Raw genomic sequence first — 12,067 nt, forward strand, 5'->3', positions numbered from 1 at the left:
ATCGCCACAAAAAAGAACCCGACCATTACTGGCCGGGTTCTGACGGTGTCCGGGAGAGAGAGGCGCCGGGGAAGCGCTGGGGACCGGACACCGCGGGGGAGCGGTGTGGCGCTTACCAGGTCAGACGCGGACCGACGAACCACTGGGTGTCGCCACCCTTGATCAGCTTGATGTCGCCGGCGACGCCGAAGTTCGGATTGAACTTCCACTGCGCGCCGAGGCGGCCGTAGAACTCGCTGTCGAAGCCACTGTCGAGATCTTCGTAGCCGGCCAGTGCGTAGCCTTCCAGCGCCGGCAGCAGCGCGGTGCGCGCGCCGACTTCGACCGAATAGCCGTCGGCATCGAAGCCTTGGCCGAAGTCGAGCTTCTGGTAGGCGACACGCGTCAGCAGATCGGTGCGCGGCGACACTTCGTGGTTGTAGCCGACGCCCAGGCGCCACTGGTCGCGGTCGAGCGAGCTGTTGTCGACGCTCTCGCGGGTGTAGTCGCCGAAGGCGTGGAAATTCGGGTGGAACGCAGCGGAACCGCGGATCGACCAGCCGTCGGAATCGACGTCACGATTGACCGGCGCGATGTCGGACTTGCTGGCCGAGTAGCCGCCTTCGACATAGTTGTAGGACAGGCCTTCGGCGGCGTTCGCAGCGAAGGGGAGCGCAGCGGCGAGGGCGGCGATCGGAAGGAGGCGCTTCATCGGGGTGTTCTCTCCGGCCGGGCCCTGCGTGGAGTCCGGCTCTTATGGGTGTCGCGGTTGAAAATGCCGGCCCGGGTAACAGGGAGGGGATGCGCTTCGAGGGGAGGGGAAGCACGATCACCCGGGCCGGTAGAGCGCATTCTCGACCTGCGCGTGCAACCCGCGCTGAATATTGAACTCTCAAGTACAGGAACTTTTGGCGCGCCGTTCAGGTCGGCGCTGCATCGCCCGGGTAGGTCAGAGATCGCCGCCCGTGTAGCCCTGCTGCCGCCACGCCTCGAACACGACCACCGCGACCGCATTCGACAGGTTGAGGCTGCGGTTGCCCGGCTGCATCGGCAGGCGCAGGCGCTGCCCGTCCGGCACGCGGCCGAGCACGTCGTCGGGCAGGCCGCGAGTCTCGCTGCCGAACAGGAAGGCGTCGCCCGGGGCGAATACAGGCGCGTCGAAGCGGACGCTGTTGCGGGTACTCAGCGCGAACAGCCGCGCCGGCTTGATCGCGGCCAGCGCGGCGTCGAGATCGTCATGGACCTGCAGCGTCGTGTACTCGTGGTAGTCGAGACCCGCGCGGCGCAGATTGCGGTCGTCGAGATCGAAACCCAGCGGCCGCACCAGATGCAGCCGCGCGCCGGTGTTGGCGCACAGGCGGATCACGTTGCCGGTGTTGGGCGGAATCTCGGGCGTGTGCAGGATGACGTCGAACATGGACGGTGCCGGCGTGCGGGCCGGCCATTGTCGGTCACCAGGGCAGCGCCGCGCCGGTCCAGTCGAGAAAACCGCCGCTGTCGTCGATGCCGAGACCGGCGATCACCCGGCGCAGGCCGGCGACCGAGTCCTCGGGCACTTCGCGCGCCTGGGCACCGCCCATGTCGGTCTGCACCCAACCCGGATGCAGGGCGACGACGACGATGCCGCGCTCGCGCAGGGCGTGCGCCAGCTGCACCGTCGCCATGTTCTGCGCGGCCTTGCTGATCGCGTAGCTGGGCGTGCCGAAGCGGGACGTGCCGGCGATCGAACCAAGTTGCGAGGACAGGTTGGCGACGCGTGCGCCGTCGATGAGCAGCGGTGCCAGCGCCTGGGTCAGCAGCAGCGGACCGGTGACATTGATCCGCAGGCTGTCTTCGAGCGTATCGGCGCTCAGCGTGCCGAAGCGCTCGCCGCTGTGCAGTACGCCGGCGTTGTTGATCACCACGCCGATGCGTGCGTTCTCGCCTGCGGCCAGCGGCCACTCGCGCACCAGTTCGTCGCGCGAGCGGGCGTCGCCGACATCCAGCGGCAGCACCTTCAGATGACCCGGGTATTCGGCGGCGAGCGTATTGAGCGCGGTCGCCTTGCCGGGCTGGCGACAGGTCGCGACGACGCGCGCGCCGTCGGCGAGCAGCTGACGGACGAACTCCAGGCCGAGGCCGCGGTTGGCACCGGTGACGAGGGTCCAGTGGGTCATGGCTGCGTTGTCCGGGAAGCGGGTCGTCGATGCTAGCGGTGTCCTCGTGAGGGCAAACGGATGTAACCGTTGTAGCGAGCCGCTTCAAGCCCTCCTCCGCGCGCGGGGGAGGGTTGGGTGGGGGCCAACTTTCCGTTCCTCGTGATCTCGACCCAGGCGTTCACGGATGCCTGCCATCGGCCATCGTGTGACCTGATCGTTTGCCCCCATCCCAGCCTTCCCCCGCTTGCGGGGGAAGGAGCAGGTCAGAGGTCACTCTTGGACCATGACCTGCGACCCGTGCCGAAGGGACTGCGGCTGGCTACGATGCGAGTCCAACTCCGCCTCAACTCCAAGGACCGGCATGTCAGCTGACCGTCTTCGTACCGCCCCGTCCCGCCCGCGCGCGGCCCTGCTGGCGCTGGCCACCGGTCTGGCCCTGTCCGGTATTGCCGCCGCGCCGATGGCGTGGGCCGCGCCGCCTGCCGAAGCCGCCGGCGTCGACATCCCGTACGAGACCTTCACCCTGCCCAACGGCCTGCGCGTGGTGGTGCACACCGACCGCAAGGCGCCGATCGTCGCGGTCAACATCTGGTACCACGTCGGCAGCAAAGACGAGCCGGCCGGCCGCAGCGGTTTCGCGCACCTGTTCGAGCACCTGATGTTCCAGGCCAGCGAGAACCACGACGGCGAGTTCTTCGACCCCTTCAAGCAGGTCGGCGTGACCGACCAGAACGGCACCACCAATACCGACCGCACGAACTACTTCCAGAACGTGCCGACCACCGCGCTCGACATGGCGCTGTGGATGGAATCCGACCGCATGGGTCACCTGCTCGGCGCGGTCGACCAGGCGGCGCTCGACGAGCAGCGCGGCGTGGTCCAGAACGAGAAGCGCCAGGGCGAGAACCAGCCCTACGGCCAGGTCTGGGACAAGCTCACCCGCGCGCTGTATCCCAAGGGCCACCCGTACCACCACGGCGTCATCGGCTCGATGAACGACCTCAACGCGGCCGCGCTCGACGACGTCAAGCAGTGGTTCCGTACCTGGTACGGCCCGAACAACGCGGTGCTGGTGCTGGCCGGCGACATCGACGTGGCCACCGCGCGCCGCAAGGTCGCGCAGTACTTCGGCGACATTCCCGCCGGCCCGACGATGGCGCAGCCCTCCGTCGACGTGGCCAAGCGCAGCGCCGACACCCGCGAGACGATGGAAGACCAGGTGCCGCAGGTGCGCATCTACCGCGCCTGGAACGTCGCCGAACTGGGCACGACCGACATCGATCACCTGCAGGTGCTGGGCAGCGTGCTCGGCGGCGCCAAGGCCTCGCGTCTGGACCGCCGCCTGCTGCACGGCGATCGCCTGGTCGACAACATCAGCGCCGGCGCCTACGGCTCGCAGCTGGGCTCGAACTTCGTGGTGATGGCGACCGTGAAGCAGGGCGTGGACCCGGCGACGGTGGAAGCGGCGATCGACGAAGAACTCGCACGCCTGATCGCAGAAGGCCCGACGGCCGAAGAGCTCGAGCGTGCCAAGACCTCGTTCCGCGCCGGCTTCGTGCGCGGTATCGAGCGCATCGGCGGTTTCGGCGGCAAGGCCGACGCGCTGGCCGAATGCACGGTCTACGAAGGCGATCCGGGCTGCTTCCGCGCGTCGCTGGCGAACGTCGCTGCGACCACCGCCGAGGACGTCAAGGCGGCAGGCGCGAAGTGGCTCGATGTCGGCAGCCATACGCTGACGGTGGTACCTGGCGCACGCACGCCGTTGGCCGAGGAACCCGCGGTCACGCCGGCGCCGTTCACCCCGCCGGCGCCGGATGCCAAGTACACGACCACGCGCAGCCGCATCGACCGCAGCGCCGGCGTCCCGAAGACCGCATCGTTCCCGGAACTGAAGTTCCCCGAGCAACAGCGCGCGACGCTGTCCAATGGCACCCAGGTGATCCTCGCGCGCCGGCCGGAGATTCCGGTCGTGCAGCTGAGCTACGAGTTCAAGGGCGGCTACACGGCAGATCTGGACCGCACGCCGGGCACCGCCAGTTTCACGATGAACGTGCTCGACGAAGGCGCCGGCGGTCTGGGCGCGCTCGACTTCGCCGACCGTGTCGAAGCGCTGGGCGCGAGCCTCGGTGCAGGCGCGTCGCTCGACGGCGGCAATGCCTACGTCTCGGCGCTGAAGGAAAACCTCGACCCGTCGCTGGCGCTGTTCGCCGACATGCTGCGCCGGCCGAACTTCGACCAGACCGAAATCGATCGCATCAAGGCGACGTGGATCGCCGGCATCGCGCAGGAGAAGGCGCGCCCGTCGAGCGTCGCGATGCGCGTGCTGCCGCCGCTGGTCTATGGCGAAGGCCATCCGTATGCGATTCCGTTTACCGGCAGCGGCAACGAAGACGCGATCGCGAAGCTCACGCGCGACGAGCTGGTCGCCTTCCACCGCGACTGGGTGCGTCCGGAAGGCGCGACACTGATCGTCGTCGGCGACACCACGCTTGAAGAAATCGTGCCGATGCTGGAAACACACTTCGGTGACTGGCGTGGCACCGGCCCGGCGCCGGCGGCCATCGAAGTCGCCGAGGTCGCACGTCCCAGCGCCGCGCGCGTGTTCCTGATCGATCAGCCCGGCGCGGTGCAGGCCAACATCTTCGCCGCGCAGGTCATCCCGCCGACCAACGATGCGTCGTCGACCCGCTTCGACATGGCCAACACCGTGATCGGCGGAGATTTCACCGCGCGTCTGAACATGAACCTGCGCGAGGACAAGCACTGGTCCTACGGTGCGCGCAGCTCGGCCAGCGGCACGCTGGGCCAGCGTCCGTGGATGGCGTCGGCGCCGGTGCAGATCGACAAGACCGCCGAGGCGATGGCCGAGATCCAGCGTGAGCTGGCCGACTTCGCCGATGGCGAGCGTCCCGCGACCGCCGCTGAACTCGCCCGCGCCCAGGCGATCCAAACCCTGAGCCTGCCCGGTGCCTACGAAACCGCGTGGTCGGTGATGTCGACGATCGGCGGCAACGTGCGTTTCGGCCGTCCGGACGACTACGTGTTCCAGCGCAAGGCCGAGATCGAGTCGATGACGGTCCAGGATCTCGCCGGCGTGGCGACGACGATCGATCCCAAGGCGCTGACCTGGGTCGTCGTCGGCGATCTCAAGCAGATCGAGGCGCCGATCCGCGCGCTCGAGCTGGGCGAGGTACAGGTGCTCGACGCGGACGGCAAGCCGGTCGGCCGCTGAGACCCTGGTCCGGTGTCCTGCCGCGCCTGCCAGGTGGCGCGTGCGGCGGGCCCAACAGGTTCCAAGGGCGGTGATCGCCCGCTCAGCCGATGCCCGCCACAATGGCGGCCATTGCGACCCCACCCCACGAATTCCCGGAGCATTCCGAATGCGCAAGTCCCTGGCTGTGATGCTGCTGTCCCTGTCCGCCGTCGGCTGCACCTGGGTGCACATGGCACCGGGCGCGAGTGCGGTGCGTGTGACGAGTGCGGCCCCGGCCGACTGCCAGAAGCGTGGCGAGGTCGAAGTCTCGGTCAAGCACAGCATCGCGTTCGTCGAACGCAACCAGCTGCGCGTGCGCGAAGAACTGGAAACTCTGGCGCGCAACGAAGCGCCCGGCCTCAACGCCGATACGATCAGCCCGCTGGGTGAACCGGCCGGCGGCAGCCAGCGCTTCGGCGCCTGGCAGTGCGGTCGCTGAAAACACGCGCGCTCCTACCGTTTCCAGGCACACCTCTTTGCCGGCGTGCCTGAAGGCCTGCCAATCCACTAGCATCGACCGGTCTCCCATCGAGGATCCGCCGATGCATCGTCTCGCCACCGCGCTGCTGTGCGCCTGCGCCGCCCTGCCCGTCCTGTCGCAAGCGCAGGAGGCGCAACGTCCCGAAGTCGCCAACGCCGCGACCGCGCTGCAGGCCAAGGTCGTCGACTGGCGCCGCGACATCCACCAGCATCCCGAGCTGTCCAACCGTGAGACCCGCACCGCGGCCAAGGTCGCCGAGCATCTGCGCGGGCTCGGGCTGGAGCCGCGCACCGGCATCGCCCACCACGGCGTGACCGCGGTGCTCAAGGGCGGGCGGCCCGGCCCGCGGCTGGCGCTGCGCGCCGACATGGACGCGCTGCCGGTCACCGAGGAGACCGGCCTGCCGTTCGCCTCGCAGGTCACCGATACCTACCGCGGCCAGACCACCGGTGTGATGCACGCCTGCGGCCACGACGCACACACCGCGATCCTGATGGGCGTGGCCGAGGCACTGGTGGGCATGCGCGAGCAACTGGCCGGCGAGATCCTGTTCGTGTTCCAGCCGGCCGAGGAAGGCGCGCCCGAGGGCGAGGAAGGCGGCGCCGGCCTGATGCTGAAGGAAGGCGTGTTCGCCGACTTCAAGCCCGATGCGGTCTTCGGCCTGCACGTGTTCAGCACGCTCAACGCCAACCAGATCGGCGTGCGCGCCGGCCCGACGATGGCCGCGTCCGACCGCTTCGGCATGACCGTCGTCGGCCGCCAGACCCACGGCTCGCGGCCCTGGGGCGGCGTGGACCCGATCGTCGCCGCGGCGCAGATCATCAACCAGTCGCAGACGATCGTCAGCCGGCAGATGGACATCAGCAAGCAGCCGGTGGTGGTGACCTTCGGGGCGATCAATGGCGGCATCCGCTACAACATCATTCCTGATTCGGTGGAACTGGTCGGCACCATCCGCACCTTCGACGAGGACATGCGCGCCGACGTGTTCAAGCGCCTGACCTCGATCGCCGAACACGTGGCCGCGGCCAACGGCGCCACGGTGGAAACCCAGATCCCGGCCGAGGACGGCAATCCGGTGACCTTCAACAACGAGGCGCTGACCGAGCGCATGCGCGCGAGCCTGCAGGCCGCGTCGGGCGCCGAGCCGGTGGTCGACATGCCGCTGATCATGGGCGCCGAGGATTTCTCGCTGTACGCGCGCGAGGTGCCGGGGCTGTTCTTCTTCGTCGGCGCGACGCCGGTGGGCCAGGACGCCGGCGCGGCGCCGAGCAACCATTCGCCGAAGTTCGACGTCGACGAATCCGCACTCGACCTCGGCCTGCGCGCGATGCTGCAGGCGACGCTCGACTATCTCGATACGCCGGCCGGTTGAGCCGGCACGACACGGAGGGTTTGCGATGACGATCCGATTCCGCGCCGCGCTCGCCTGTCTCGGCCTGGCTGCGGCACTGCCCGCCATCGCCGGCGGCGCGTCCTACCGCCTCGATGCCGACCTGCACCACCAGGGACACGCGCTCGGCAGCGCCACCGTCGTGCTGGAAGCCGGTGCGCCCGGTCGCCTGCAGGTGGACGGCGACGACGGCTACGCGCTGACGCTCGTGGTGCAGCCCGAGGGCGAGATCATCCGCGTCGAGGGCACCCTGTCCCGCCCCGGACGCGATGATCTCGCGTCCGAGCCCTTCGCGATGTTGTTGCGGCCGGGCGCGCCGGCGCGGATGACCACCGGCACGTTCGACATCGGCCTGACCGTCGAACCCGCGCCGTGAGGCGCCGCGCGCGCGGCGACTAGAATGCGCGCATGAGTACCCCGCACGATTCCAGCCTCGGCCGCAGTGTCGGCTATCCCGACCACTACGATCCGACGCTGCTGTTCCCGATCCCGCGCGCGCCCGCGCGGACGCAACTCGGCCTCGCCGACGGCGACGCGCTGCCGTTCGCCGGCCACGACCGCTGGCATGCCTACGAACTGGGCTGGCTCGACGGCCGCGGCAAGCCGGTGGTCGCCACCGCGACGCTGACGGTGCCGGCGGAGTCGCCGTATCTGGTCGAGTCGAAATCGCTGAAGCTGTATCTCAACTCGCTCAACACCAGCCGTTTCGACGATGCCGAGACGGTGCGCACGCGCATCGCCGACGACATCTCGGCGGCGGCCGGCGCCACGGTCGAGGTCGCGCTCGGCTTGCCAGCGTTCGCCGCCGACGCCGCGGACGACATCGTCGATCTCGACGCGCTGGCGATCGACATCGACGACTACGGTCCGCCAAATCCCGCGTACTTGGGTATCGCCGACGACGCGCCGGTGCGCGAGCGTCTGGTCTCGCAGCTGCTGAAGTCCAACTGCCCGGTCACGGGCCAGCCCGACTGGGCCAGCGTGCACATCGACTGGCACGGGCCGCGCCTCGACCACGCCGGCCTGCTGCGCTATCTGGTCTCGTACCGTGACCATGCCGGCTTCCACGAACAGTGCGTAGAAGGCATTTTTCTCGACCTGCTGCGCGTGGGCGCGCCTTCCGCGCTGTCGGTGGAGGCGCGCTACACGCGACGCGGCGGGCTGGACATCAATCCGTGGCGTGCAACGCCCGGTCATGCGATGCCCGCGCGTCTGCGCGACGAACGGCAGTGATCGAGCGCACGCGTCGCACGATGGATTCTTAACGCGCGGCGTGGGAGCCTGCCCCGTCGCTTCCACGCAACTCCGGCCATGACGTCTTCCCGCATTCCCGACGAGCAGCCGCTGCGCACCTATGTCGTGCGCAAGGGCGACACCCTGTCCGGGATCGCCGAATCCGAGCTCGGCGCCCAGGATCGCTGGCGCGAACTCTTCGATGCCAACCGCGACGTGCTCGACGATCCCGACGCCCTCCACGCCGGCCAGGTGCTGCAACTGCCGACCGCGTGACCGATTCCCGACTCCAGGAGTTTCCATGACCCGACCCGTCGTTCTGACCCTGGCTGCCGCACTCGGCGGCGTGCTGCTGCTCGCCGGCTGCAACCGCGATGCGCCCACCACAGCGCCGCCGCCTGCACCGACCGCGCCCGAACCGACGCCGGCGCCCGCGCCGCCTGCACCGGCCGCGATCACCAGTGTCGAACTCGGCAATGCCGTCGATGACCAGAACCGCGTGTCGACACCGGCCTCGGAGTTCGCGACCACCGACACCATCTATGCATCGGTCGGCACCGAGGGCGAAAGCGCGGCCAAGCTCGCGGCGCGCTGGACGTTCGGCGAGGGTCAGCTGGTCCGCAACACCGAGGCCGATGTCGCCGCCGGCCCGCAGGTCATCGCCTTCGATATCCACCATCCCGAAGGTTGGCCGGTCGGCACCTACAAGCTGGAAGTTTCGCTCGATGGCACGGTGGTGGAGACGCGCGAGTTCTCGGTGAAGTAGGCCGCAGCGCGCACATCATTTTGAACCCAGACGCGGCTTCGGCCGCGTTTTTTGGTATTGCGCAGTGGCGCGCACCATGCTGTCCCGTATGTCTCCACGCGAGCGCGCGCCTTCCGCGACCTGCGCAAACGCGCGACAATCGAGGTGCTGTGTCGTCCGCACGCACCGGCCCTCGCCGGGCTCCACGCGGACCCGCCGGCACGCGCGGCCACTGGATGCCGCGACGCGCGCCAGCCACGCATTCCCCCCGCTTCCAGACGAGACACGCCGCATGTCCGATACGCCGAAGATCCTCTACACGCTCACCGACGAAGCCCCGTACCTGGCGACGCAGTCGCTGCTGCCGATCGTCGAGGCATTCACCAAACCGGCGGGCATCGCGGTCGAAACGCGCGACATCTCGCTGGCCGGCCGCATCCTGGCGCAGTTTCCGGAACGCCTGACCGACGCGCAGCAGATCGGCGACCACCTCGCCGAGCTCGGCCAGCTGGCGACCACGCCGGAGGCCAACATCATCAAGCTGCCGAATATCAGCGCCTCGGTGCCGCAGCTCAAAGCCGCGATCAGGGAACTGCAGGGCCAGGGCTTCTCGCTGCCGGATTACCCGGACGTGCCGAAGAGCGATGAAGAGGCCGACATCAAGGCACGCTTCGACCGCACCAAGGGCAGCGCGGTGAACCCGGTGCTGCGCGAAGGCAACTCCGACCGCCGCGCACCGAAGTCGGTCAAGGCATTCGCGCGCAAGCATCCGCATCGCATGGGCAAGTGGTCGTCCGATTCGAAGTCGCACGTCGCGCACATGGAAGACGGTGATTTCTATGGCAGCGAACGCTCCGCAACGCTCGAGAAAGCCGGCGCACTGAAGATCGAACTCGTCGGCGCGGATGGCGCGACGACCGTGCTCAAGGATGCGGTGAAGGTGCAAGCGGGCGAGATCGTCGATGCCGCGGTGATGTCGCGCAAGGCGCTGTCGAATTTCATCGAAGCGCAGATCGAGGACGCGAAGGCCAAGGGCGTGCTGTTCTCGCTGCACCTCAAGGCGACGATGATGAAGGTCTCCGACCCGATCATGTTCGGCATCGTCGTGCAGGCGTTCTATCGCGACGTGCTGGAGAAGCACGCCGATGCACTGGCGCAGGTCGGCTTCGATGCCAACAACGGCATCGGCGATCTGTACGCGCGCATCCAGTCGTTGCCGCAGGACCAGCAGGACGCGATCCGCGCCGACATCGACGCGCTCTACGCCACGCGCCCGGCGCTGGCGATGGTCAATTCCGACAAGGGCATCACCAACCTGCACGTGCCGTCCGACGTCATCGTCGATGCCTCGATGCCGGCGATGATCCGCGACTCGGGCGGCATGTGGAACGCCGACGGCAAGCTGCAGGACGCCAAGGCCGTGATCCCGGACCGCTGCTACGCCGACGTGTTCCAGGCGGTCATCGACGACTGCAAGACGCATGGCGCCCTCGACCCGACGACGATGGGCTCGGTGCCCAACGTCGGCCTGATGGCGCAGAAGGCCGAGGAATACGGCAGCCACGACAAGACCTTCCAGATCCCCGGCGACGGCACCGTGCGCGTCACCGACACCGACGGCAACGTGGTGTTCGAGCAGGCGGTCGAGAGCGGCGACATCTGGCGCATGTGCCAGACCAAGGACGCGCCGATCCAGGACTGGGTGAAGCTCGCGGTGAACCGCGCGCGCCTGTCGGAGACGCCGGCGGTGTTCTGGCTCGACAAGTCGCGAGCGCACGACGCGCAGGTGATCGCCAAGGTCGAGACCTACCTGAAGGACCACGACACCGCCGGTCTCGACCTGCGCGTCCTGCCGCCGGTCGAGGCGACGACGTTCTCGCTCGAGCGCATCCGCAAGGGCGAAGACACGATCTCGGTCACCGGCAACGTGCTGCGTGACTACCTGACCGACCTGTTCCCGATCATGGAGCTGGGCACCAGCGCCAAGATGCTGTCGATCGTGCCGCTGATGGCTGGTGGCGGCCTGTTCGAAACCGGCGCCGGCGGCAGCGCGCCCAAGCACGTGCAGCAGTTCGTCGAAGAGAACTATCTGCGCTGGGATTCGCTCGGCGAGTTCCTCGCGCTGGCCGCGTCGCTCGAACATCTGGGCAACGCCTACGACAACCCGAAGGCCAAGGTGCTGGCCGCCGCGCTCGACGTCGCCAATGGCCGCATCCTCGACGAGAACCGCTCGCCCGCGCGCAAGGTCGGCGAACTCGACAACCGCGGCAGCCACTTCTACCTCGCCCAGTACTGGGCACAGGCGCTGGCCGACCAGAACGACGACGCCGATCTGAAGGCGACGTTCGCACCGGTGGCGAAGGCACTGACCGACGGCGAAGCGGCGATCCTGTCCGAGCTCAACGGCGCGCAGGGCAAGCCGGTCGAGATCGGTGGTTACTACCATCCGGATCTGGCGAAGGTCATTGATGCGATGCGCCCGAGCCGGACGCTCAACGCTGCAATCGATTCGCTCAAGCAGTAACGTTCGTTTCAATGTGTGATCGACAGGCCCGCTTCGGCGGGCCTGTTGCGTTGTGGGCATCGCTTCTCTTCGGCTATCGCAGTTGCTCTGCTGTTGCTGTGACTTTTGGTTTCGTGACGCGCTCGTGTCGATCGCAGACCCGGAGGGCGCCGCACATGGATGTGCGGCGTTTTCCGACCGAGCCAGGATGGCGAGTCGGAAAATGCCGGAACAAGTGACACGCCGGGTGAGCTTCGTCGGGGCTGGCCCTTTTCTTTGGTTCCGTTTCTTTTGGGCCAGCAAAAGAAATGAACCCGCTCGCCGCAAGGCGAGTGGAAGCGT

The 12,067-nt window shown here is 68.2% G+C and carries 11 protein-coding genes; 8 read left to right on the forward strand and 3 right to left on the reverse strand.

Annotated elements, in window-relative coordinates; all coding sequences use genetic code 11:
• Positions 1-112: 112 nt before the first annotated feature.
• From J2W68_RS13530 to J2W68_RS13540, 3 genes are all read right to left on the reverse strand, one after another.
• Positions 113-691, reverse strand: a complete 579-nt coding sequence (locus tag J2W68_RS13530) for a diffusible signal factor-reguated Ax21 faimly protein (RefSeq protein ID WP_310147391.1) — start codon at positions 689-691, stop codon at positions 113-115.
• Between the two features lie 237 nt (positions 692-928).
• Positions 929-1,396: a tRNA (cytidine(34)-2'-O)-methyltransferase gene (locus J2W68_RS13535; protein ID WP_310236719.1), complete on the reverse strand. Its 468-nt coding sequence runs from the start codon at positions 1,394-1,396 to the stop codon at positions 929-931.
• Positions 1,397-1,430: 34 nt separating this feature from the next.
• Complete coding sequence (locus J2W68_RS13540; RefSeq protein WP_310236721.1) at positions 1,431-2,135, reverse strand: SDR family oxidoreductase; 705 nt, start codon at positions 2,133-2,135, stop codon at positions 1,431-1,433.
• Positions 2,136-2,478: 343 nt separating this feature from the next.
• On the opposite strand from J2W68_RS13540, the gene J2W68_RS13545 reads away from it, so the two are divergent.
• From J2W68_RS13545 to J2W68_RS13580, 8 genes are all read left to right on the forward strand, one after another.
• A complete protein-coding gene (locus J2W68_RS13545; RefSeq protein ID WP_310236722.1) occupies positions 2,479-5,349 on the forward strand; it encodes a M16 family metallopeptidase in 2,871 nt (956 codons plus the stop codon).
• A 148-nt stretch (positions 5,350-5,497) separates the two neighbouring features.
• A complete protein-coding gene (locus tag J2W68_RS13550) occupies positions 5,498-5,809 on the forward strand; it encodes a DUF4156 domain-containing protein (RefSeq protein WP_310236724.1) in 312 nt (103 codons plus the stop codon).
• A 103-nt stretch (positions 5,810-5,912) separates the two neighbouring features.
• Positions 5,913-7,226: an amidohydrolase gene (locus J2W68_RS13555; RefSeq protein WP_310236725.1), complete on the forward strand. Its 1,314-nt coding sequence runs from the start codon at positions 5,913-5,915 to the stop codon at positions 7,224-7,226.
• A 25-nt stretch (positions 7,227-7,251) separates the two neighbouring features.
• On the forward strand, positions 7,252-7,620 hold the full coding sequence (locus tag J2W68_RS13560; protein ID WP_310236727.1) for a hypothetical protein: 369 nt from the start codon (positions 7,252-7,254) through the stop codon (positions 7,618-7,620).
• 32 nt (positions 7,621-7,652) lie between these two features.
• Positions 7,653-8,477, forward strand: a complete 825-nt coding sequence (queF, locus tag J2W68_RS13565; RefSeq protein ID WP_310236729.1) for an NADPH-dependent 7-cyano-7-deazaguanine reductase QueF — start codon at positions 7,653-7,655, stop codon at positions 8,475-8,477.
• Between the two features lie 78 nt (positions 8,478-8,555).
• A complete protein-coding gene (locus tag J2W68_RS13570; protein WP_310236730.1) occupies positions 8,556-8,753 on the forward strand; it encodes a LysM peptidoglycan-binding domain-containing protein in 198 nt (65 codons plus the stop codon).
• Between the two features lie 25 nt (positions 8,754-8,778).
• Complete coding sequence (locus tag J2W68_RS13575) at positions 8,779-9,243, forward strand: hypothetical protein (RefSeq protein WP_310236731.1); 465 nt, start codon at positions 8,779-8,781, stop codon at positions 9,241-9,243.
• A gap of 271 nt (positions 9,244-9,514) precedes the next feature.
• On the forward strand, positions 9,515-11,746 hold the full coding sequence (locus tag J2W68_RS13580) for an NADP-dependent isocitrate dehydrogenase (RefSeq protein WP_310236733.1): 2,232 nt from the start codon (positions 9,515-9,517) through the stop codon (positions 11,744-11,746).
• Positions 11,747-12,067: the final 321 nt, after the last annotated feature.

It is taken from the genome of Luteimonas terrae (genome assembly GCF_031457535.1).
Classification (GTDB): Bacteria; Pseudomonadota; Gammaproteobacteria; order Xanthomonadales; family Xanthomonadaceae; genus Luteimonas; species Luteimonas terrae_A.